This is a genomic window from Stenotrophomonas sp. SORGH_AS_0282 (assembly GCF_030818125.1).
GTDB lineage: Bacteria > Pseudomonadota > Gammaproteobacteria > Xanthomonadales > Xanthomonadaceae > Stenotrophomonas > Stenotrophomonas rhizophila_A.
Map to the genome: position 1 here is coordinate 3918121 of NZ_JAUTAB010000001.1, position 22155 is coordinate 3940275.

General features: G+C 67.6%; 26 protein-coding genes. 10 read left to right on the forward strand and 16 right to left on the reverse strand.

The features are described 5' to 3' along the window. Positions 1-28 precede the first annotated feature (28 nt). Together QE395_RS17775 and QE395_RS17780 are read left to right on the forward strand one after the other, a co-directional pair. Positions 29-778, forward strand: a complete 750-nt coding sequence (locus tag QE395_RS17775; protein ID WP_306990142.1) for an SDR family oxidoreductase — start codon at positions 29-31, stop codon at positions 776-778. Between the two features lie 28 nt (positions 779-806). Further along, positions 807-1736, forward strand: a complete 930-nt coding sequence (locus QE395_RS17780) for an alpha/beta hydrolase (RefSeq protein WP_306990144.1) — start codon at positions 807-809, stop codon at positions 1734-1736. Between the two features lie 8 nt (positions 1737-1744). Here the strand turns inward: QE395_RS17780 and QE395_RS17785 are convergent, their stop codons facing one another. Then, positions 1745-2629 (reverse strand): AraC family transcriptional regulator, encoded by an 885-nt coding sequence (locus tag QE395_RS17785; protein ID WP_093535235.1) that lies wholly within the window; start codon positions 2627-2629, stop codon positions 1745-1747. 82 nt (positions 2630-2711) lie between these two features. Here QE395_RS17785 and QE395_RS17790 point away from each other — a divergent pair, with 82 nt between their 5' ends. From QE395_RS17790 to QE395_RS17805, 4 genes are all read left to right on the forward strand, one after another. Further along, positions 2712-3248: a carboxymuconolactone decarboxylase family protein gene (locus QE395_RS17790; protein ID WP_306990147.1), complete on the forward strand. Its 537-nt coding sequence runs from the start codon at positions 2712-2714 to the stop codon at positions 3246-3248. Between the two features lie 78 nt (positions 3249-3326). Continuing rightward, entirely contained in the window at positions 3327-3569 is a 243-nt protein-coding gene (locus QE395_RS17795; RefSeq protein WP_068848286.1) for a hypothetical protein, read from the forward strand. Between the two features lie 111 nt (positions 3570-3680). After that, entirely contained in the window at positions 3681-4241 is a 561-nt protein-coding gene (locus QE395_RS17800; RefSeq protein WP_306990150.1) for a hypothetical protein, read from the forward strand. A 216-nt stretch (positions 4242-4457) separates the two neighbouring features. Further along, a complete protein-coding gene (locus QE395_RS17805) occupies positions 4458-5030 on the forward strand; it encodes an Ax21 family protein (protein ID WP_068854490.1) in 573 nt (190 codons plus the stop codon). Between the two features lie 205 nt (positions 5031-5235). Here QE395_RS17805 and QE395_RS17810 read toward each other — a convergent pair whose 3' ends face one another. The 5 genes from QE395_RS17810 to QE395_RS17830 form a co-directional block, all read right to left on the reverse strand. Next, on the reverse strand, positions 5236-6261 hold the full coding sequence (locus tag QE395_RS17810) for an NAD(P)H-dependent glycerol-3-phosphate dehydrogenase (protein WP_068848280.1): 1026 nt from the start codon (positions 6259-6261) through the stop codon (positions 5236-5238). A gap of 14 nt (positions 6262-6275) precedes the next feature. Beyond that, positions 6276-6791, reverse strand: a complete 516-nt coding sequence (gene secB / locus QE395_RS17815) for a protein-export chaperone SecB (protein ID WP_068848278.1) — start codon at positions 6789-6791, stop codon at positions 6276-6278. Between the two features lie 104 nt (positions 6792-6895). Beyond that, positions 6896-7333, reverse strand: coding sequence for a rhodanese-like domain-containing protein (locus tag QE395_RS17820; RefSeq protein WP_306990154.1), 438 nt, complete (start codon positions 7331-7333; stop codon positions 6896-6898). Positions 7334-7406: 73 nt separating this feature from the next. Next, a complete protein-coding gene (locus tag QE395_RS17825) occupies positions 7407-7841 on the reverse strand; it encodes a hypothetical protein (RefSeq protein ID WP_249833460.1) in 435 nt (144 codons plus the stop codon). 30 nt (positions 7842-7871) lie between these two features. Then, a complete protein-coding gene (locus tag QE395_RS17830) occupies positions 7872-8342 on the reverse strand; it encodes a YiiD C-terminal domain-containing protein (protein ID WP_306990157.1) in 471 nt (156 codons plus the stop codon). A gap of 43 nt (positions 8343-8385) precedes the next feature. On the opposite strand from QE395_RS17830, the gene QE395_RS17835 reads away from it, so the two are divergent. The 3 genes from QE395_RS17835 (at position 8386) to QE395_RS17845 (ending at position 11559) form a co-directional block, all read left to right on the forward strand. Continuing rightward, positions 8386-9162: a uroporphyrinogen-III synthase gene (locus QE395_RS17835; protein ID WP_306990159.1), complete on the forward strand. Its 777-nt coding sequence runs from the start codon at positions 8386-8388 to the stop codon at positions 9160-9162. 108 nt (positions 9163-9270) lie between these two features. After that, positions 9271-10242, forward strand: a complete 972-nt coding sequence (locus QE395_RS17840; RefSeq protein ID WP_306990161.1) for a uroporphyrinogen-III C-methyltransferase — start codon at positions 9271-9273, stop codon at positions 10240-10242. 3 nt (positions 10243-10245) lie between these two features. After that, positions 10246-11559 carry a heme biosynthesis HemY N-terminal domain-containing protein gene (locus tag QE395_RS17845; RefSeq protein ID WP_306990163.1) on the forward strand — a complete coding sequence of 438 codons (1314 nt, stop codon included), beginning with the start codon at positions 10246-10248 and terminating at the stop codon, positions 11557-11559. Between the two features lie 67 nt (positions 11560-11626). Here QE395_RS17845 and QE395_RS17850 read toward each other — a convergent pair whose 3' ends face one another. Continuing rightward, complete coding sequence (locus tag QE395_RS17850) at positions 11627-12922, reverse strand: acetyl-CoA C-acetyltransferase (protein WP_249833456.1); 1296 nt, start codon at positions 12920-12922, stop codon at positions 11627-11629. Positions 12923-13014: 92 nt separating this feature from the next. Here QE395_RS17850 and QE395_RS17855 point away from each other — a divergent pair, with 92 nt between their 5' ends. Continuing rightward, on the forward strand, positions 13015-13902 hold the full coding sequence (locus QE395_RS17855) for a hypothetical protein (RefSeq protein WP_068848262.1): 888 nt from the start codon (positions 13015-13017) through the stop codon (positions 13900-13902). Between the two features lie 108 nt (positions 13903-14010). Here QE395_RS17855 and QE395_RS17860 read toward each other — a convergent pair whose 3' ends face one another. The 9 genes from QE395_RS17860 to QE395_RS17900 all read right to left on the reverse strand — a co-directional run bounded on the left by QE395_RS17860 (position 14011) and on the right by QE395_RS17900 (position 21950). Next, positions 14011-14637, reverse strand: a complete 627-nt coding sequence (locus QE395_RS17860; protein ID WP_184126260.1) for a superoxide dismutase family protein — start codon at positions 14635-14637, stop codon at positions 14011-14013. A 52-nt stretch (positions 14638-14689) separates the two neighbouring features. Next, a complete protein-coding gene (locus QE395_RS17865) occupies positions 14690-15259 on the reverse strand; it encodes a superoxide dismutase family protein (RefSeq protein WP_306990170.1) in 570 nt (189 codons plus the stop codon). 91 nt (positions 15260-15350) lie between these two features. After that, the gene (ntrC, locus tag QE395_RS17870) at positions 15351-16799 is read right to left on the reverse strand and encodes a nitrogen regulation protein NR(I) (protein ID WP_306990172.1); all 1449 of its coding nucleotides are present in this window, start codon (positions 16797-16799) and stop codon (positions 15351-15353) included. Continuing rightward, positions 16789-17850 (reverse strand): ATP-binding protein, encoded by a 1062-nt coding sequence (locus QE395_RS17875; protein ID WP_068848254.1) that lies wholly within the window; start codon positions 17848-17850, stop codon positions 16789-16791. The genes ntrC and QE395_RS17875 overlap by 11 nt, the downstream gene beginning before the upstream one ends. 72 nt (positions 17851-17922) lie before the next feature. Beyond that, complete coding sequence (locus tag QE395_RS17880) at positions 17923-18858, reverse strand: HAD family hydrolase (RefSeq protein WP_306990174.1); 936 nt, start codon at positions 18856-18858, stop codon at positions 17923-17925. A gap of 91 nt (positions 18859-18949) precedes the next feature. Next, positions 18950-19492, reverse strand: a complete 543-nt coding sequence (locus QE395_RS17885; RefSeq protein WP_306990177.1) for a hypothetical protein — start codon at positions 19490-19492, stop codon at positions 18950-18952. 10 nt (positions 19493-19502) lie between these two features. Beyond that, complete coding sequence (locus QE395_RS17890; RefSeq protein WP_306990178.1) at positions 19503-20678, reverse strand: MltA domain-containing protein; 1176 nt, start codon at positions 20676-20678, stop codon at positions 19503-19505. Between the two features lie 71 nt (positions 20679-20749). Continuing rightward, positions 20750-21487 carry an N-acetylmuramoyl-L-alanine amidase gene (locus QE395_RS17895; RefSeq protein WP_306990181.1) on the reverse strand — a complete coding sequence of 246 codons (738 nt, stop codon included), beginning with the start codon at positions 21485-21487 and terminating at the stop codon, positions 20750-20752. 166 nt (positions 21488-21653) lie between these two features. Further along, positions 21654-21950: a hypothetical protein gene (locus QE395_RS17900; protein ID WP_249833450.1), complete on the reverse strand. Its 297-nt coding sequence runs from the start codon at positions 21948-21950 to the stop codon at positions 21654-21656. Positions 21951-22155: the final 205 nt, after the last annotated feature.

Sequence of the window (22155 nt, forward strand, 5' to 3'; positions counted from 1 at the left end):
CACAACGCCACCATCGAAGGAGATCAGCATGAACCGTTTCAGCAGCAAGACCGTCCTTGTCACCGGCGGCAGCAGCGGCATCGGCCTGGCGGCAGCCAAGGCCTTCGCGGCCGAAGGCGCCCGGGTGGTCATCACCGGCCGCGATGCCGCCGCATTGGAGCAGGCTGCAGCGGCGGTGGGCAGCACTGCGCTGGTGGTGGTGAACGATGCCGGCGACATCGCCGCCGCGCGCGCCCTGGCCGAGACCCTGGCCGCCGCCGAGGTGCGCCTGGACGCCGTGTTCGTCAACGCCGGCGCAGCGAAGTTCGCCGCCTACCCGGACGTGGACGAAGCGCTGTGGGACCAGATCTTCAACACCAACATCAAGGGCCCCTACTTCCAGCTGCAGGCACTGCTGCCGCTGCTCAACCCGGGCGCGTCGGTGGTGATCAACGGCTCGATCAACGCCCGCATCGGCATGCCCAACACCTCGGTGTACGCGGCCAGTAAAGCCGCCGTGATCTCGCTCGCAAAAACGCTCTCGGCCGAACTGCTGCCGCGCGGCGTGCGCGTCAACGTGCTCAGCCCGGGTCCGGTGTCCACCCCGATCTACACCAAGCTCGGCCTGGATGCCGCCGCGCTGGACGCCACCGCCGCACAGATCCAGAGCCAGATTCCGCTGGGCCGCTTCGGCACCCCGGAAGAAATTGCCGCCACCGTGCTGCACCTGTCCTCACCCGAATCGGCCTACATCGTTGGCACCGAAATCATCGCCGACGGTGGCATGAGCCAGCTCTGACGCCCCGCCCTTTTCCAGGAGAATCGTCATGAAACTGCTTTCCCGTTCGTTCCGCCGCGCCGCCACCGCGCTGGTGCTGATGCTGGCCGTGCATGCCACTGCGCAGGCGGCCGGCAGCGCGGCCATCCAGAGCCACAACGCCAACGTCAACGGCGTCACCCTGCATTACCTGCAGGCCGGCCAAGGCGATGCATCGCCGGTGGTGCTGCTGCACGGCTATGCCGAAACCAGCCACATGTGGCGCCCGTTGATGCCGCAGCTGGCCGGCCGCCATGTGGTCATCGCGCCGGACCTGCGCGGTGCAGGACAGTCCTCCAAGCCGGAGGGCGGCTATGACAAGAAGACGCTGGCGCAGGATATCCATGCGCTGGTGAAGTCGCTGGGCTATCCCAAGGTGAAGATCGTCGGCCATGACATCGGCCTGATGGTGGCTTACGCGTACGCCGCCCAGTACCCGGACGAAGTGGACAGCATCGTGTTGATGGATGCATTCCTGCCCGGCGTGGGCGACTGGACCCACGTGTGGCTGCTGCGTGATCTGTGGCACTTCCACTTCTACGGCGAAACCCCGCTGAAGCTGGTGGATGGCCGCGAGCGCACCTACTTCGAGCACTTCTGGAACGACTTCGCCGCCGACCGCACGCACTCCGTGCCCGAGGCCGACCGGCAGTTCTATGCGTCCGAATACGCACGCCCCGGCGGCATGCGCGCGGGCTTTGAGTATTTCAAGAACTTCGAACAGGATGCCAAGGACTTTGCGGGCTTCGCCAGGACACCGCTGCACATGCCGATGCTGGTGCTGTCCGGTGAGAAGGCCGGCGGCCAGTTCCTGATTGACCAGGCCAAGCTGGTGGACACCAACGTGGAAGGCGTGATCGTCAAAGGCTCCGGCCATTGGCTGATGGAAGAAGCCCCGGAGCAGACGATCCCCGCGCTGGTCGCGTTCCTGGACAAGTAACCGCCTGACTACCCAGCCTCGCCGTGCGCGTTCAACCACTCGCGCGGCGAGGCGCCGGTGCGCCGGCGGAAGGCGCGCGAAAAGGTGGGCGCATCGGCGAAGCCGAGCTCCAGCGCTACCTGCTTCACCGGACGACCGGCGCGCAGCAGCGAGGTGGCCACGTTGAGTTTCCAGTCCAGCGAATACGCCGCCGGCGTGGTGCCGGTGGCGGTCTTGAAGGCAGCGGCGAATGCGCTGCGCGACATGCCTGCGCGTTCGGCCATGCGTTCGAGGGTCCAGTCGGCATCGGGTTCGGCGTGCACCGCCATCAGTGCCTTGGCCAGGCGCGGGTCGGACAGGCCCATCATCATGCCGGGCGACACCTGCGCCTTGCCCGGATGGTCGATGATCCAGCGCAGCACCTGGATCAACACGACCTCGAACAGGCGGTTGGCGAGCAGGCGCGACCCGCAGCGCAACTGGTCCGATTCGGCGAACAGCAGGTCCAACGTCGCCTGCAGGCCGTCAATGGCGCCCAGTGGCAACACGATCGCTTCCGGCAGCGACTGCACGATCGGGTTACGGGCGCCACCATCGAAATCGAGCGTGGCGCAGGTGAAGTCCGAGCCGTCCACCGGCGGGTTGATGAATTCGTGGTGCACCGCGCGCGGAAACAGCAGCAGCGTGGGCTCGCTCAGATGTGTGCGCGCCAGGCGCGAGCCGTCGCGATACAGCAGGTCCATTTCGCCCCGGCGCAGCACGTGCAGGAAGCCGCGGCCAGGCTGCGCGTCGAAGTGCTGGTGCCCGCACAGCGGGCCGGCATGGAACAGCGTGGCCTGGACCCGGAACCGCTCCAGCACCGGGGTCAGACGGTCGATGGAAGGACTGGACGAATTGACATCTATGAGCGACATAAAGACACCAAACGTCCCGACCGGGTTCCTATTATGCCCATCAACCGGCCGCCCCGCGCCGGCATTCAAAGGAATCCACACCATGTCCCGTATCCCGCTGATCAACGCCGCCGACACCACCGGCGAACGCCAGGCCCTGCTCGGCCAGATCCATTCCGCCTTCGGTGCCACCCCCAACATGTTCCGTGCCGTTGCCAATTCCACCGCTGCCCTGAAGAGCATGTGGGGATCGTTCGGCGCGCTGGGCGGCGGCATCATTCCGGCCGCGCTGGGCGAGAAGATTGCCGTGGCCATCGCCAACCGCAACGCCTGCGAGTACTGCCTGGCCGCGCACACCGCACTGGGCCGCAAGGCCGGTGCCAGCAGCCAGGAAATGAGCGCTGCGCAGGGCGGTGAGTCCGAGGATCCCAAGACGGCTGCTGCGCTGCACTTCGCGCTGCGCGTGGTGGAAGGCCGTGGCCAGATCGACGATGCCGATGTCGCCCAGCTGCGGAACGTGGGCTTCAATGATGAAGCGATCGTCGAAATCCTCGCCCACGTCGCGTTGAATCTGTTCACCAACTACGTCAACGTCGCCTTTGCGGTGCCGGTCGATTTCCCCGGCGTCAAACTGCGTTGATTCCAGCGGTCCGTGCTGGCCGGGTTCCGGCCAGCCAACCCAGGTGTTCCCTCCGTCCTGTTGCGTGAGACTACGGCAATGACCACAACCTACCGCCCGATCAACTGCGAGTTCCACGATGTGCTGGAAGCCACCGCCACCAGCCAACGCCGCGTGACCATCGTGTACGTGGACGCGGCGGGAGAGGAATGCACGGCGCTGGCACGGATCACGGACCTGCGTGCGAAGGAGGGCGCCGAGTACATGCACCTCGACGACGGAAGCGTGGTGCGCCTGGATGCCATTGCGAGCGTGGACGGCGTGCGGCTGGCCGCGTTCTAAAACCTTGGTATGCAGCCTGGTGTCCGCGCCGGTCCAACCGTGCATACCAAGAGATGGCTGTGCGCCACCCGGTGCCGGATCGATAGTGGGGCCTCACCCAAGGAGTCCACCATGTCCGACATCATCATCACCGACAAGCTGCTGTCCGCCTCCGCCTACACCGCGATCATCAACGCGCCGATCGAGAAGGTGGACATCGCGGACTGGCTGTTCAACCTGCCCGAAGCGGAGTATCAGCGCTGCTGCCCGCCCGACCATATCTCCGCTGGCTCGACCCGCACCGACGATGGCACGCGCATGTCCATCAATGTCGAGATGATCGGCAATACGCTGATGGTCCAGCACTACGTGGCCGAAATCGCCAGGCCGAGCCTGTGCCGCATGGTATCCACGTCGGACGCGTTCACGCCCAACGGTCGCACGCGGGTGCAGGTGATCTGGACGCTCAGCGTGAACAAGATCGACGAGAACACCTGCGAATACACCAACAGCGTCGTGGCCCACCCCACGCAGGAATTCCTGGACTTCATCGCCGAACACGGCACGCCGTTCGAAGACGCGGCCGACGCCCGCCAGCGCGATGGCGGCAACCACAACGGCCGCGAGACCCCGTTGTTCGCCGCCAGCATCGAGCGACATGCACTGGCTTCGGCTGCAAGCGCGTTGCTTTGACCTGGAACAGGTTCTGGCAGACGTCGTTCGCAACGCCGGTGAGTCCTTCCACCAAGTTCCCTGAACGCGCCCTTCATTCATGTACCGGTCAGTTCAATATTCAGGGTTGATTAGATCGCCTAACGGATAATTCACACCTGTCGACCGTCCTTCTCTCTCCCCTCCCCAAGGGGGACGGTCGGCAAAACCAAATAATAAAAAGGTGTGTTCCCGATGATGAAGACCTCCCTGCTTGCCTTGGGCCTGATTGCTGCCCTGCCGTTCGCTGCTTCGGCTGCCGATGGCCTGTCGTACAACTACGTGGAAGGCGGCTACGTGAACACCGATACCAAGGGCGGCTCCGCCGACGGTTGGGCGGTGAAGGGCTCGGCCGCGATTGCGCCGAACTTCCATGTCTTTGGCGATTACAACTCGCAGGAAACCGACCGCGGCAACGTTGATGTTGACCAGTGGCGCGTGGGCCTGGGCTACAACTACGGCATCGCGCCGACCACCGACTTGGTAGCCCGCGTCGCCTACCAGAAGTTCGATCCGAAGGAAGGCCTGGATTTCAACGGTTACGCCACCGAAGTGGGCGTGCGCACCGCGTTCACCCCGATGATCGAAGGCTACGCGATGGCCGGCTACGAAGACTTCAGCAAGAAGCACGGCATCAACCCGGACGGCGAGTTCTACGGCCTGGTCGGCGCGCAGGCCAAGTTCAACCAGAACTGGGGCCTGAGCGGCCAAGTGAAGCTGGCCAAGGGTGGCGACAAGGAATGGTTCGTCGGCCCGCGCTTCACCTGGTAAGCCTGTAGCTGCACGGTACGTTGTTGGATGGCGTGATCTCTCTCTCCCTCACGCCATGAAGCCCGGCTTAGTAGGCCGGGCTTCACTTATATGGTGCCTACCTCGTCGGGGTGCCACGCAGAAACCCAGCGGAAGCTGGGTTTTCGCGTTCTGGGCATCCGGGCGGGGTTAAAAAAAACCCCGGCAATGCCGGGGTTTTTCCTGATCATTTGAACAGCGTGTCCGGATACTCCGGCTTCTGTTCGCGGGCCAACAGCGCGCGCAGGCCCTCTTCCGGGGTCTGCTCGCCGTGCAGCACGGCGCGGACCCGGTCGGAGATCGGCAGGTCGATGCCGTGGCGTCGCGCCTGGCGCATGACTTCGTCGGCGGTCTGCACCGATTCCACCACCTGGCCGATTTCGCGGATCGCGTCCTGCAGTGACTGCCCACGCCCCAGCGCCAAGCCCAGGCGACGGTTGCGCGAGAGATCGCCGGTGCAGGTCAGCACCAGGTCACCCAAGCCAGCCAGGCCCATCAGGGTTTCCGGCTTGGCGCCAATCGCAGCGGCCAGGCGCAGCATCTCGTTGAGGCCGCGGGTAATCAGGCCGGCACGGGCGTTGAGGCCCAGCTGCATGCCATCGGCCACACCGGTGGCCACGGCCAGCACGTTCTTCATGGCGCCACCGAGTTCGGCACCGACCATGTCGTCGCCGGTATAGGCGCGGAACGCCGGGCCATGCATGGCTTCGGCCACCTGCTGGGCGAACTCGGCATCGTCGCCGTGCACGGTAATCGCGGTGGGCAGGCCCAGCGTGACTTCCTTGGCGAACGACGGGCCGGTAACCACCGCCAGCGGCACTTCCGGCCCGAGGACCTCGCGCGCCACTTCATGCAGGAAACGCCCGGAGCCGGGTTCGAAGCCCTTGGTGGCCCAGGCCACGCCGGCAGCCGCCGGGCGCAGCGGCGCCAGCGCGCGCACGGTTTCACCGAACGCGTGCGACGGCACCACCACCAGGATCCAGGTGGCATCCTTGACGGCCGCAGTCAGGTCCGTGGTGGCGCGCAGGGATTCCGGCAACGGAATACCCGGCAGGTAGCGGGTGTTCTCGTGGCGCTGGTCGATGGCCTCGACCATCGCCGCGTCGCGGCCCCACAGCACGGTCTGGCGACCGTGCCGTGCAAGCAGGCTGGCCAGGGCGGTGCCCCAGGAGCCGGCGCCGAGAACGGCGACCTTGTCTGCGTTGTTGCTCATTGCTGCAGCGCCGATCAGGCGTTGCCGGCCGGCTCGGAATCGGCGAGCGAGGTTTCGCCCTGTTCCTGGCGCTGGCGCAGGGTTTCGGCGTACAGGCCTTCGAAGTTGATCGGCTGCAGGAAGAACGGCGGGAAGCCGCCGGCCTGGATCAGCTCGCTCACCAGCGAACGCACGTACGGGAACAGGATGTTCGGGCACTGGGTGCCCAGCAGCACGTCGATCGACTGCGGGTCCAGGCCGACCAGGCCGAACACGCCAGCCTGCTGCACTTCAGCCACGTAGGCGGTCTTGTCGCCGGCCTTGCAGGTCAGGGTCACGGCCAGCACCACTTCGAAGGCGCTCTCACCCAGGCGCTGCACGCGCTGGTTCAGGTTGAGCTGCAGCTCCGGCTGCACGGCTTCGTTGAACACGGCCGGCGCGTTGGGCGATTCGAAGGAAACGTCCTTGACGTAGATCTTTTCGACGGTGAACGCGGGGCCGGTGGCGGCGTCGGCCGGCGCGATGGCGCCGTTGGTGTTCGCTTCGGACATTTCCTGTTGCTCCAGAATGAATGCAGTAAAAACGGATTGTTACATGCCCTGCGATGGGGGCGTGTGGCGGCGCGCACAAGGCATGCCGCGCAATCCGGGCAAAATCAGTTGCGGCCCTTGACCAGCGGCAGCTCGGCCTGCTGCCAGGCGGGCAGGCCACCGTCGAGCACGTGCATTTGCTCGAAACCGGCCTTCTTCAAGGCCTTGGCGGCGGTTTCAGAGGCGGTGCCGGTGCGGCACACCAGCACCACCGGGCGCTGCTTGGCGTTGGCCACCAGCTTGTGCTCCGGTCCGAACTGGGCAGGCTGCACGTTGCGGCTGCCGGCAATATGGCCCTTCTCGAAATCGGTGCCCGCCGACAGGTCGACCACGACCGCCCCGCCAGCATTGATCAGCTGGGTCAGCTCGGCCGGCTTGATCGACTTGTAGCCGCGCAGCAGGCGGCGCACCTCGGTGACGAGGATGGCGACGGTCAGGCCCACGAAGGCCATCGACAACATCGGGTTTCGGCCGGCAAAGGCCAGCAACTCTTCGTAATTCACTTAGATCACGGGTCGATTAGCGGGCGCCGATTGTCGCACATGCGGGCGAACCGGCGTCCAGCCCTGGGCCAGCTCAGGATTCCTGCCACAGGTCCGGCAGCCCACTGGCCTGCAGCCAGCGCTTGCCATCGGCATCCCAGCGCCAGATTTCCTTGACCCGCACCGAACGTTCGGACTGGGTGTTGATATTGATCACCCGGACCTCGGCATTGCGGCCGATCCGGCCGTCGGGCAGCGGCACGTTGTCGCCGGCGCGGTAGCTGGAGATCTTCACCTGCTCGAACCTGCGCAGTTCCAGGTCGGTCAGCGGGTGCTCCTTGGCGTAGGCCGGGTCCAGGTACGGCAGCATGTCTTCCACGGTGCCCCAGCGCATGGTCGAGTCGTACTTGACCTGGGTTTCCTCGAGCTGCTTGCGCTGCTTCTTGGTGGTTTTCTGCTCGCCGGCGAATGCCGACACGGAAGTCAGGGCCAGCAAGGCCAGCAGCAGGATCTGGAAGGTGCGACGCATGCGAATTCCCCAATCGGCAAGGCGCCCATCCTACCGCCTTGCGAAGGCAACGAAACGTCCGGTCAGTTCAGCTGCCGGCTTGCCGGCCTCGCCGGGCTGGCGGGCCACCACCTCGATGCGGGCCTTGCCGCGCTGGGCGAAGGTGGCCAGGAAGGTGTCCCAGTCCGCATCGTCGGCCGCCTGCGCCTGGGCCAGCAGGTCCTCATAGACCGGGGCCAGGTAGCGCACGTGGCTGTCGGCCACGTAGACATCGGCATCGAAGCCGGCCAGACGCAGGCGCAGGGTGACCAGCGCCCAGCCGGACAGGGTCAGCGCCGAGGACAGGCTGCCGCCGAAGGCGTTGCCTTTGTCATTGACGTTGGCGGCCAGCGGCGCGCGCAGGGCCAGCACGCCATCGGCATAGGCATCCACGCGGATCTGCATGGCCGCTACCGGCGGCATGCGCTCCAGCACCTGCTGCAGTGAGGCCAGGTGCGCAGGGAGGGAATCTTGTTCAGACATCAGTACGGCGACGTTGCAACGAAGGCCTCGCATAATGCCTGCAATGAACAGCCACGCACATGTGCCGGATTGGACCCTGGTGTCGCTGCGCCCGCGCGGCCAGCACGCACCGCTGCGGCGCGCGGCCGAAGCGCTGGGCGCGCAGGTGATCGGCTTGTCGCCGTGGGCCCTGGTGGCCCGCCACGATGCGGGCACCCGCGCGGCCCTGACCCAGGCGCTGGGCGCCGACCGCGTGGTGTTCAGCAGCCCGGCGGCGGTGCATGCCGCCGCGCGGCTGCAGCCGCTGCAGGCCCCGCACGCCGGCACCTGGCTGGCGGTGGGCGCCGGCACTGCCGCTGCGCTGCGCGGGCACGGCGTTGACGACGTCGTGGCCCCCACCCGGATGGACAGCGAAGGCCTGCTCGACCTGCCGGCGCTCGCCCAGCTGCAGGGGCTGCGCGCGGCGCTGGTCACCGCCCCCGGCGGGCGCGGCATCATCGCCAGTACGCTGCAGGCCCGTGGCGCGACGCTGCAGCGGGTGGATGTTTACCAGCGCAGGGCGCTGCGCCTGCCGCCCCGGCAACTGCAGCGGTTGCGCCACCAGGCCGGGCCGTGGGTGCTGGCGCTGAGCAGTGCCGAGGCCCTGGCGCTGCTCAGCGAACAGCTGCCGGCGGACCTGCTGGCGCAGCTTCGCCAGGCGCACGTGGTGGCCGCCAGCGAGCGCTTGGCCGCGCTGGCGACGGACGCCGGATTCACGCGGGTCACCCTCGCCGCCGGCCCGCTGCCGGCGCAGCTGGCGCAGGCCGCACACGCGGCTGTCACCACTGCGGCAACTTCCTGAACAGGGGTCGTTTGCGGCCTTGCAGGGCCTGCGGGCGGCGAGCGATGCTGTGCACTTCGTCGATCGCCAGCTCGTGAATGCACCGGCGCGGTCGACAAGGATGCCTGCATGAACGACATGGTTCCGCCCCCGCCCCACCGACCGCTGCGCTGGATCGTGCCGCTTGCCGCGCTTGCGGTGGTGGCCGGTGGCGCCGCGTGGGGCTGGACCCAATGGCAGGCGCAGCAGGCGCGTGTCGTGCAGCGCGAGGCCGATGCCGCCGTGCTCGTGCAGGGCCTGGCCGGCAGCGTGGAAGCGCTGCGCCGCGACCAGCGCTCCACCTCGCAGCGGGTGCAGGATGCAGCCGCCACCAACCGGGTGCTGCGCGATGAAATGCTGGGCCTGAGCCAGCGCAACGCCCTGCTGGAAGAGAACCTGGCACGGCTGGCCGACAGCACCCGCCACAACGCGCAGGCGCTGCAGCTGGAAGAGGCCGAACTGCTGCTCAGCCAGGCCGGCCAGCGCTTGGCCTTCGCCGATGACGTGGAGGGCGCCAAGCGGCTGTATGCACTGGCCGCCACGGCACTGGAAGACGTCCAGGGCACCGAATTCCTCAATCTGCGCCAAGCGCTGATGCAGGAACGCAACGCGGTCGATGCCCTCGGCCCGGGCGTGCGCGCCGGCATCAACCAGCGCCTTGGCAACTTCTCGCAGTCGCTGCTGGCGCTGCCCGAACAGATCGCTCCGGCGACGGACACCGATGCGCCGCCGTGGTGGCACCAGGTGCTGGCTCCGTTCGTGACCATCACCCCCACCGCGGTGCAGGGCCCCCTGACCCGCGCCGAGCGCACCGCCGCGTGGGATTCGCTGCAGCTGGAGCTGACCCTGGCCCGTGCCGCGGTTGAACGTGGCGACCAGGCCGGTTTCGAACAGGCATTGGACCGGGTGGCGCTGTGGATGCCGCGGCTGTGGCCGGATTCACCCGGCCTGCGCGAGCGTCGTGGTGAACTGCAGCAGTTGCGCACCCAAGTGCTACGCCCGCCGCTGCCCGAACTGGGCAGCACCCTGCAGCAACTGCGCGCCATGCGCGATGGGAGTTGATACATGAAGCCGATTCAATCCGTGGTGGTGCTGTTGCTGGCCGTGGTGCTGGGCGTGGTGGCCGCGCAATGGCTGGGCACCGAATCGCTGCGCCAGTACGGCGAGGTGATCTACCGCGCCGGCGGCAACGATTACCGCTCCACCGTGCCGCAGGTGGCACTGATGGTGCTGGTGGGCCTGCTGGTGCTGTGGCTGCTGTGGAGCCTGGTGGCCTCGCCGTTCCGTGCCTGGGGCCGCTACCGCCGCAAGCAGGGCCGCGCCCGCCTGATCGAAGGCATGCAGGCGCACGAGTACGGCCACTGGCAGCGCGCCGAGAAGCTGCTGGGCACCGCCGCCGAGGACGAAGAAGTGAGCGCGGTGGCCTACGTGACCGCCATCCGCAGCGCCGAAGCGCGCGGGGACCAGGCCGCGGTGGACCAGTACCTGCAGCGCCTGTCCACCACTGATGCCACCGCCTATGCGCTGATGCAGGCCGAACGCCTGCTGCAGCAGGAGCGCCCGGTGGATGCGATCAACGCGCTGGATGCCCCGGGCATCCAGCCGCTGCCGCCACGCGGCCTGTGGCTGCGCACCGAAGCGTTGGCACGTGCCGACCGCGCGCACGAGGCCTACGGCCAGCTGGGCGCGCTGCGCAAGCAGAAGGTGCTGCCCGATGAGGCCGTGGCCGAACTGGAAGTGCGCCTGGCCGCGCAGTCGCTGCTGGAGGCGGGCGATGTGAATGCGCTGGCCGCGCAGTGGGAAGCCACCCCGAAGGCCCTGCGCAGCGACCCCGATGTGGTGTCGGCCTACGCGCTGCGCGCCGTGGCGCTGGATTGGGATGAACCGGCCCTGCTCAACCTGGAACAGGCGCTGGATACGCGCTGGGACGAATCGCTGGTGACGCTGTACGGTCAGATGCCGGTGGAGAAGCTGGCCACCCGCCAGGCCAACCTGCAGCGCTGGCTGGGCCAGCAGCCGTCCAGCCCGGCCCTGCTGCTGGCGCTGGGCCGCATCGCCGCGCGCCAGGGCGAGCACGTCCAGGCCGAGGATTACCTGCACCGTGCCCTCGCCGCCGGCGCCGGCTCCCCCGCCTGGGAAGCGCTGGGTGAGGTTTTCACCGCACGCGGCGAACCCGCGCTCGCCGCGCAGTGCTACACCAACGCCCTGCGCCAGCAGCGCGGGGAAGACAGCGTGGTGCTCGCGCGCCCGGTCGCCCCACTGGCGGCCGTAGTGCCCGAACGCGCCACGGTCGAAGAACAATCCTTGATGAGCGAACCGCTGCCGGTGCGCGACATCCATCGCGACGAGCGCGATGAATACGGCAACCCGATCCGCTGACGCCGTCCCCCCAAAAAAAAGGCCGCCCATCGGGGCGGCCTTTTTTCTTGCGCGCGATGCGAACGACTCAGCGTTCGACGATCGCCACCACGCCCATGCCGCCGGCGGTGCAGATCGAGACCAGCGCGCGGCCGCCGCCGCGTTCGGCCAGCTGCTTGGCCGCCGTGGCGATCACGCGCGCACCGGTAGCCGCAAACGGATGGCCGGTGGCCAGCGACGACCCCAACGGGTTGATCTTGGCCGGGTCGATCCTGCCCAGCGGCGCATCCAGGCCCAGGCGGTTGCGGCAGTAGTCTTCGCTTTCCCACGCACGCAGGGTGCACAGCACCTGCGCGGCGAAGGCTTCATGGATTTCGTAGATGTCGAAATCCTGCAGCGTGAGGCCATTGCGCTTGAGCATTTCCGGCACCGCGATGGTCGGCGCCATCAGCAGGCCTTCGCCGTGCACGAAGTCCACCGCCGCCACCTGCGAATCGCGCAGGTAGGCCAGCGGTTCGTGGCCATGCGCGCGCGCCCATTCCTCGCTGGCCAGCAGCACCGCCGACGCACCATCGGTGAGCGGGGTGGAGTTGGCGGCGGTGAGCGTGCCACGGCCGGAGACCTTGTCGAAGGCCGGCTTCAGCGTGGCCAGCTTTTCCAGCGAGGTATCCGCGCGCAGGATGTTGTCGCGCTCCACGCCGCGGAACGGCGCGATCAGGTCGCTGAAGAAACCGCGCTCATAGGCCGCGGCCAGCTTCTTGTGCGAAGACACCGCCCACTCGTCCTGCGAATCGCGGGAGATGTTCCACTCCTTGGCCATGTCTTCGCAGTGGTCGCCCATGCTCTTGCCGGTACGCGGTTCGGCCACGCCCGGGAATTCCGGCTTCAGTTCGCCCAGCTTGAAGCCGCGCACGATCGCCTTGATCTTGTCGCCGGTGGTCTTGGCGCGGTTGGCGGCCAGCAGGCGCGCGCGCAGCTTCTTGCCGTACACGATCGGCACGTCGGAGGTGGTGTCCGAACCGCCGCCGATGCCCGATTCGATCTGGCCCAGCGCGATCTTGTTGGCCACCGCGATGATCGTGTCCAGCGAGGTGCCGCAGGCGCGCTGCATGGTGATGCCCGGGGTGAGCGGGGACAGGCCCGAGGACAGCGTGGCTTCGCGGCCCAGGTTCCAGTCGCTGGAATGCTTGATCACCGCGCCCATCGCCACTTCGCCCAGCTGCTGCCCGTGCAGGCCGAACCGTTCCACCAGCGCGCCAAGCGTACGTACCGACATGCCCAGGTTGCCAACGTCCGAATAGGCGGTGTTCTGGCGGCAGAACGGGATGCGGACGCCACCGAGAATGGCGACGGGACGAGCGTTGGGCATGGAGATACCTGGCATGGGAGGGGTGTCTGCAACATGGCCTGCACGAAGGAGCAGGCATAATGGGGCCAAGTGTAGCTGCCGCCCTGTGATGGGCCAACTGTGAACCCATGAGCAAACCCGACCCCGGCATGAATGCCCTTGGCGTACTGGCATTGGAACTGGCCGGAGGAGACGCCCCCCGCCACGCGGCCCTGACATCCGCGCAGGCGGGCGAACTGGCCGACCGCGTTGGCCGCGACCTGGCCAAGCTGGTACCCGGCGTGAGCGGACTCGATTTCGTGTTCGCCGGCGCCCATTTCGACCCCGCCGAAGTCCTGCGCCCCGGCTGGCCGATCCACCGCCGCCTGGAAGAACTGCAGATGCGTGCGCCCGGCCGCAACGAAGGCCCGCGCCTGCTGGCGTTCGGCGCCGGTGCCGACGGCGAAGTGCCGCTGCCGTTCCAGGCCGATGCGAGCCTCACCGGCGGTGGCCTGCGCGTGGTGCCGTTCCTGCTGACGGGCACCGACGTGGCCCAGACCACGGCCGTAGCCGAAGCACTGGAAGAGGTGCTGCTGGCCCAGGGCATGGCGCAGGCCGATACCGCCCTGCAGGCGCAGAATGCCTTCGGCGCGCAGATCGAGCACGCCCGGTATTTCACGGTGAACGACCTGGCCGCGATGATGTCGATGCAATACGACAACCAGGGCCTGGCCGAGTTGTGGCCGCTGATAGAAACGGCGCTGATGGCGCCGCAGTCGGAGCAGTGGCTGGACAGAGCGCCGGAACCGCTGCTTCGATACGCTGACGGCGAAGTGCGTATGGCACTGTTCGATCCGGCCGGCTGGTGCAGCTACTACAGCCACGACAAGGGCAACTGCGATCGCCTGCAGGGCATTTACGAGCAGTACCTGATGCGCCAGCGGCAGATGGCTGCCGTGCTGGAAGCGCACGGGCTGCCGGTGCTGTTCGTGCATTGCGAAGCGGGCCAGGATGCGCGGGAATTGTTGACCCGCTGACGGTGACGCCGCGCAGCCACGCAGGGCGTGGCGCTACCGTTCAAGAAAAACGCCGGCGATGCCGGCGTTCTTCGTTTCACGGGGCCGGCCAACGGCCGGCGCTACCGGTTACGGTGCGGCTTTGATGACCGCACACGCCAGGCGCGCACCGGCGTTGCCGGTCGGCTGGGTCTTGTAGTCGTCCGGGTCGGCATGCACGATCAGGCCACGACCGATGATGTCGCTGTCGTTGCCTTCGCCGATGTTGACGTTGGTCGACACGGCTGCATCCACCACCGCGTTGCCCTGGGCGTCGGCCTTGATGTTGGGGATGTCGCCACCGTGGTGCGGGGTGGTGGCCACGTTGCCGTGGTCTTCCTTGCTCGGGTTGAAGTGGCCGCCGGCGCTGTCGCCGTTCGGCGCGCTGCAGTCGCCCTTCTCATGGATGTGGAAGCCGTGTTCGCTGTTCGGCTTCAGGCCGCTGACCTGGCCCTTCACGTGGACCTTGCCGTCGACGACGCTGAAGGTCACGTTGCCCTTGACGTCATTGCCCTGGGTCGGCGCCAGCTCGGCCACGGCGGTGTGGTTGGCGTGGGCTTCGCTGGTCATGGCCGGCGGTGCTTCGGTGGTGCGCGCGGTTTCGGCGATCGGCGGGGTGGCGGTGGCGGCATCGGCCGGCGCGTCGGCCGGCTTGTTGCAGGCGGTCAGGCCGATGGCGGCGATGGCGGCAAACAGCGAGGTATGGATCAGACGCATGTGGATCTCCTTGCGGGTAACGAGTGGAAAAGCGACGTCGGGGGCAGCGCGTTCAGCGCGTGACCTTGATGACGCCGCAGGCGATGCGGGCGCCGGCATTGCCTGCCGGCTGGCTGCGGTAATCGTCGGCGTTGGCATGCACCACCAGCGCGCGGCCGACGATATCGGTGGCTGCACCGCCGCCGAGGGTAACCGCTGGCAGGCGCACATCGACGGCGACCCGGCCCTGCGCATCCGCGCGCAGGTTGTCCATGTCGCCAGCGTGATGCGCCCCAACGCTGTTGCGGCCATGCGGCTGGTTGGCCGGATTGAAATGCGGCCCCGCACTGCTGGCGTCAACGGCACTGCAGTCACCGCGCTCATGCACGTGGAACGCGGCGGTCTGCAACGGCTGCAGCCCACCGATGGTGCCGGTGATATGCACGCCCTGCGCATCGGGCACCAGCACCAGACGGCCGCTGACAATGCTTGCCGAGGCAGGCGCCAGGTTGGCTTCGGCCAGCTTGGCGGTGCTCACCACCGGTACGGCCTGCACCGGCGCGCTGCGCTGCTTAGGCGCGGAACTACAGGCGGCCAGCACCAGCAGTGACGGGATCAGCAGGGCGAGGTGGGAACGACGCATCTGGAACTCCTTCTGTGCAAACTAACGTCATGGTCGTCCACGGACCATGAAAGGCACCGCGACGCGGTGCTTACATGCCATGGACAGGGATTCATCCGCCGCGCCGGCGCCCGGCGCCGAGCTTGCGGGTCAGCGTGTTGCGGCCCATGCCCAAGCGCGCGGCGGCTTCGGCACGGCGGCCGTGGGTGATCTGCAGGGCCGCCTCCAGCAGCGCCTGGTCCACCCGGTCGCGCACCTGCGCATGCAGGCCTTCGGCGCCCTCGGCCAGGCGCTGGCGCGCCCACGCTGACAGCATGGCTTCCCACTGGCTGGGGTCGCCCTGCGTGCGGGTGCGCGGCCCGGCACCGCGATGCAGCGCGCTGTCCACATCGGCCACGCCGATGGTGTCGGAGGCGGCCAGCGCGGCCATGCGCCAGCACACGTTTTCCAGCTCGCGCACGTTGCCCGGCCAGTCGTGCTCGCGCAGCGCCTGCAGCGCAGCGGCGGTGAGCCGTTTGGGCGGCGTATCCAGCTTGCGCGCGGCGGCGGCCAGGAAGGTGTCGGCCAGCTGGGCGACATCATCGCGGCGCTCGCGCAGCGGCGGCAGGCGAAGCCGCACCACGTCCAGCCGGTGCAACAGGTCGGCGCGGAAGCGGCCCTGCGCCACCAGCGTTTCCAGGTCCTGGTGGGTGGCGGCGATCACGCGCACATCCACCCGGATCAATTCGCGGCCACCCACACGGAAGAACTCGCCTTCGGCCAGCACGCGCAGCAGGCGGGTCTGCAACGGCAGCGGCATGTCCCCGATTTCATCCAGGAACAGCGTGCCGCCATTGGCCTGCTCGAAGCGGCCTACATGGCGGCGCTGCGCGCCGGTGAATGCGCCGGCTTCATGGCCGAACAGCTCACTTTCCAGCAGTTCGGACGGAATGGCGGCGGTGTTGAGCGCCACGAACGGGCCCTGCACGCGCGGCGATTCGTGGTGCAGCGCATGCGCCACCAGTTCCTTGCCGGTGCCGGTTTCGCCGTTGATCAACACCGACAGCGGCGCCTGCGCGAGGCGGCCGATGGCGCGGAACAGCGCGCGCATGGCCGGCGTGTCGCCGACCAGCTGCGGGCGCTGGTCAGGCGCGGACTCCACTGACGGGAGGCTGGGCTCGACCAGGGTGGTGTCCGGCTCCGGCAGCACGCGCTGGGCCAGGGCCACCGCATCGTCCAGATCGAACGGCTTGGACAGGAATTCCTGCGCGCCGCCACGGAACGCACCGGCGGTGCTGGCCACATCGGTATAGGCCGACATCACGATCACCGGCAGTTGCGGGTGCGCGGCCTTGAGCTTGTCCAGCAACACCAGACCGTCGTCGCCCGGCATGCGCACATCGGTGAACAACAGGTCCGGGGCGGGTTGGCTGCCCAGCATCTCCAAGGCCGCCGCCGCGCCATCGAAACCTTCCACCGCATAGCCGGCATCGCGCAGCGCGGTGCTCAGCACGAAACGTACCGCGCGGTCGTCATCCACTACCCAGACACGCTGTGCGGTGGCCTGGCTGTCAGCCGCCATGCGCGGTCTCCTCGGCAGCGGGGGTGCCCTGCCCGATCGGCAGATGCACGGTGAATACGGTATGCCCCGGGCGCGAGCGGTAGGTCAACGTGCCGCGGTGTTCGCGTGCCACCTGCTGGGCCAGTGCCAGGCCGAGCCCGGTGCCTTCGGCGCGGCCGCTGACCAGCGGCAGGAACAGGTGTTCGGCCAGCGTTTCGGGCACGCCGCGCCCGTCATCGGCGATCTCCAGGCGCAGCGCCATCGGCTGCAGCTGGTCGCCGATGCGCACCCCATGTTCCACCCGGGTGCGGAGGGTGACTGTGCCGGCGCCGGCCTGGATCGCGTTACGCACCAGGTTCCATATCGCCTGGGTGAGACGGTCGGCGTCGCCGTCGAATTCGGGAATGCTGGGGTCGTAATCGCGCTGCAGGCGCACCGCCCAGCCGCCTTCGCTCTCGGCCAAGCGCAGCACGCGCTCCAGAGAGGCGTGGATGTTGAGGGGCGCATGCGGCGCGGCCGGAGCCGGCGACAACAACTGTTCCAGCAGCCCGTTCAGCCGTTCGATCTCCGAGCCGATCAGCTCGATCAGCTCGCGCTCTTCCGGGTCGCGCTGGGCGCTGCGACGGGCCAGCAGCTGGGCCGCGCCCTTGAGGCCGGCCAGCGGGTTGCGCAGCTCGTGGGCCAGGCCTTTGAGGGCGGCACTGAGGGCGCTGGGCAGGGCCTGGGTCGGGTCCAGCCCGGGGAATTCATCCACCGGGTGCGCTTCCAGCAGCCAGCCATCTTCCTCATGCCGGCTCAGCCAGCCCTCGGCAAAGCGCGGGGCCTCGCCGGGCAGGGCCAGCGCCAACCGGTGCAGGCGCAGGGTGTCGCGCTCGCCGCGCGCCAGGAAGTGCGCCAGCGCCTCGCCCTGCACCTCCAGCGAGGCCAGCGGCTGGCCGAGCAGGCGCCGCACGCTTACCCCCAGCCAGCGCGCAAAGGCCGGGTTGCAGCCGGCGACGCGGCCTTCGGCATCGGCCCAGGCGACCGGGGTGCCAAGGACTTCGAGGGACGGAGACGGTGGTGCGGGGGTCATTGCACCAATGTAGTGCAAAACGAGGGTCTATTTCCCCTTCCGTCCGGCACCACGCAGCCACGCAGCCCGCCGCTAATCCACGAACACCTTCGCCCAGTCCTCCCGGACACTGACCAGCGGCCACCCGCGCTCCTTCGCCAGCGCCACCGACTTCTGGGCGCCCGAGGTATACGCAATTTCCCGCTCGTCATCATCGTGGGTAACCAGCAACGCCAGCGAGGCGCCCTTTCCCTGCGTGGCGAACTGCAGCATCTGGATGTCGCCATTGGAGTTGCCGGCAGCGAAGATCGGGCGCGCGCCAATCCGGCTCCAGATCCGTACCACTTTGTTGGGGCCATCATCGAACACCTCCAGTTTCGAGGTGTGGACCACCTTGCCGATGCCGTCTTCTTCGCGGTACTGCAGCGCGACGGTGGTGCCGACCACGCGCTCGGGCGGAACGCCGTACAGCTCGCGGGTGATCGGCCGCATGAAATCGCGTCCGCCACCGGACACGATGTAGTTGGTGAATTGATTGGCTTCCAGGTACTGCAGCAGCTCGCGCATGGGCGCGTAGGCGGTTTTCAGGTAGGGGCGTTTCAGCACCGGGTTCTCCGCGCTGCGCAGGAACTGGTCGGCCTTGCTGGCGAACGACTCCACGTCATCTTCGGCATAGGCCGAAAGCAGGCCGGCCGCCATTTCCTTGAGCGTGGTGTCATCGCCTTCGTAATGCTTGGTGATGACATCGCCCAGCCACGCCTGGTCCTTTTCATGAACGGCTTTCCAGGGTTGCCGGTCGCGTAGCGACGGGTCTGCTTCAGCCTGTTCGGCAATGCGGCGCAACAGGAAGCCGGCCTGGATCGGCATGGGCTTTTCGCACCACAGGCAGCCGTCGTTGTCGAACACGGCGATCCGTGCGGCCGGCGGCACGTAGTCGGGGCCGTCCTCCAGGGTGACCCGTGCGACGAAGGCGATGATGGCCTGGCGCGTGGCGCCGGCGTTCCAGCTTTTGAGCAGTCCTTCGTGCATGGATATGACTCGAGGGGGGCTTGAAGCTGGAATGCTAGCCCTGGCGCACGGCGGCTACCTGCGCAGAATCACTGCGCTGGGCGCAGTAGTTCTACTGGGTGCGGCGCCTCAACGCCATGATCGCTTCCGGCAGCTCCACACGCATCTGTTCGCGCAGCGCGTCAGCCACGCCGTGGTAGCGCCGACGCTGGAAGAGGTAGCAGCCGACGAACAGCCCCAGCATCATCAGCATCGGCCAGGCGGCCGCGACTACCAAGGGCATCGCCACGCACAGCCCGCCGATGGCAAGCGTCATCCAGTTGCAGATGCCTTCCACGCGGACCTGGTTGCGCTTGGCATCCACCACTACCAGCCCACGCATCACCGGGTAGTAGCGCCCAGTGAGGTTCATGCCGAAGCTCTCGCGGAAGGCCATGCGGCCGTCGGGAAGCGCGCGGAATACCAGCGGCAGCCACCTCTGGGTGGCTACATCGCGTTCCAGGCAGTTCAGCACCAGCCTCTCGCGCATGGCGGCGTTGGCGGGTATGCGCTCGTTGAACAGGCGGATGCCGGTGACGAAGTAAAGCGGATTCCAGGTCAGCTCCAGGATGATCTCCAGCACCATCACCGCGACCACTACGTAGAAGATCGCCATGCGTGGGTCCTCAGCCGCCAGCGGCCGTAATGGTGGGCAGGGCGGCACCCTTCGGCCACAGCAGCCAGAGGTTGCCCTTCTGCTTCATGTCCCCCGCCAGCTTGCCGGCGGCGTCGCCCGTGCCCCAGTACAGGTCGGCGCGGACTTCGCCAGCAATGGCGCCGCCGGTATCCTGCGCGGCCACCGGGCGCACCACCGGGCTGCCATCCGGACGCGTGGTGGACAGCCACAGCAAGCTCCCCAGTGGCACCACGGTGCGGTCCACCGCGACGCTGTAGCCGGCGGTGAGTGGCACGTTCAACGAGCCGCGCGGGCCTTCGTCGCCGTCCGGCCCCTTGGTGAAGAACACATAGCTGGGGTTGCTGGCCAGCAGCTCGGTCACGCGCTGCGGGTGCGCATCGGCCCAGGCGCGGATCGCGTCCATGGTGACGTCTTCCTTCTTCAGCTCGCCCTGCGCCACCAGCCAGCGGCCGATCGGGCGGTAGGGATGCCCGTTCTGGTCGGCGTAGGCGATGCGCAGCTGGCGGCCGTCGTCCAGGCGGATGCGGCCGGAACCCTGGATCTGCAGGAACTGCAGGTCCATCGGGTTGGACAGCCAGGCCAGCACGGGCGCGTTTACGCCCTTGGCGGAGATCTTTGCTGCGTCGTCGTAGGGGCGAAGCACGCGCCCATCCACGCGGCCGCGCAGGCGCTTGCCCTTGAGCTCGGGGTAGAGCTCATCGAGCTGCACGCTGACCATGTCGGTCGGCACGCCATAGACCGGTACGGGCGTCCTGGCAGTGCGGGTGAGGGTGCCGCTGTACACCGGCTCGTAGTAACCGGTGATCAGGCCATCGGCGCGGTGGCCGCCGGCACGGAGCGAATAGACCTCCAGATGGTCCTGCAGGAACTGGCGGATGGCCGTTGGGGTGTTGGCGATGTTGGCAGCCGCCGCGCAGGTGGGCGCCCAGGTGGCGTCACTCTTCAGCCGCGGGCAGGCGCTGCGCCAGGCACTGAAGCCGGCCTGCAGGTCGCTGTCGCTGACCGCGGGGAGCGCTTTCCAGTCCGCCTTTGCGTAGGTGGCGGGACTTGCAGACGGCGGCGCATCGGACTTGGGAGTGCTGACGCTGCAAGCGGTGAGCAGGGACAGACCTAGAAGGGTCAAGGCAGGGTGCTTGATTGCAGCGGTGATGCGCTTGGCCTTCATGGATGCTCGTTCTGGGCGGTATCAGCGATTGATTGTAGGGGGTTGCTGAAGCAGCGGACCAACCGGCCGCTCTACCGCTGCAGGAGCAGCGAATGCAGGATGCGGGCGTCCTCGACGTCGAGGGTGGGCGGCAGGTCGTCGCGGCCACGGAAACGGCGGTGGAAGGCGCCGGCGGCGGCGGCGCGGTCGTCAAGCGGGTAGCCGAAGGCCTGCAGGGCCAGCCACGGGTCGAAGCCCTCCGGCGCCGGGCCGTCACTGGCGCGGGGCCAGACGCCGAAACCTGCTTCGACCAGCCGCTGCCACGGGAAATAGCGGCTGGGGTCCTGCTTGCGGGCCGGCGCCAGATCGGAGTGGGCGATGATCTGGGTGCGCGGGATGTTAAGACGGGTGCACAGATCATCCAGCAGGCGGATCAGCGCGGCGATCTGGTCCGCGGCAAACGGACTGCTGCCGTCGTTGTCGATCTCGATGCCGATCGACGCTGAGTTGAGGTCGGTGATGGTGCCCCAGCGGCCGCCTCCGGCATGCCAGGCACGGCGGTTGTCGGCCACCAGCTGGTAGAGGTGGCCATCCGAGCCCACCAGGTAATGCGCACTGACCTTGCCACCGCTGTTGGCGGTACGCAGGGTGTACAGGCTCTGTTGCACGTTGTCCTGGTCGGTGTGGTGCAGCACGATGATGACCGGGTTGCGCACGTTGTGGTTCGGCGAAGGTACCCACGTCGCCAGCGGGCTACGCACATCGGTGCTGGCGCAGGCGGCAAGCAGGAAGGCGGTGAGCAGCACGAGCGGGAGGCGGATTCGGCGCATTACCCGATTGTGCTTGATTCGAGAGCGGGTTGCGCGGGTCCTGGCCTCACCACGAGGATGCGAGTCCTGGATCGCGAAATCCCACCCGCGCAGATTGGGGTCCACGTGCCTGCGCGGGTGGTGAACGACGCCGTGCGTTCCTCGTGGCCCTGAACTTTCTTCCTTCTCAACCCCGAACGAACGACAGGTTGTAGAGGAATGGCAGCCATGCAAGGAGGGCCAGTGCAATCTCAAGGATTCGCGCCCTCCTCCAATCGGTGATCCTGATGATGATCGCCATTGTCTGGATCAACAGCACCACCACGCCTGCCTGAACAACCTGCAGCGCACGCTCCGGGTTCAGATCGTAGACGTCAAACAGGCCAAGGGCTCCAGACGTGTATCTGTTGTAGGCCACCGCATGGAACAGCGCCGCGCACGCAATCCAACCGACGTAGTAGACGATGTTGATCAGGCTCTTCATTCGGCTGCCTGGAAGGATGGATAGTCGTGGCGAGCGGGCAGAAATCGTAGTGCAACACGATGCTCACCGGCTTGCGCACGTTTTGGATCGGGGAGGGCAGCCACGTGGCCAGCGGCTGCGCAAGGCGCATTTTACGAGCTACCTGGTGTCACGAGGGATTGCGCGATCAATGAACCGGACAAACGCGGTGTAAAGGAGGCCGCTC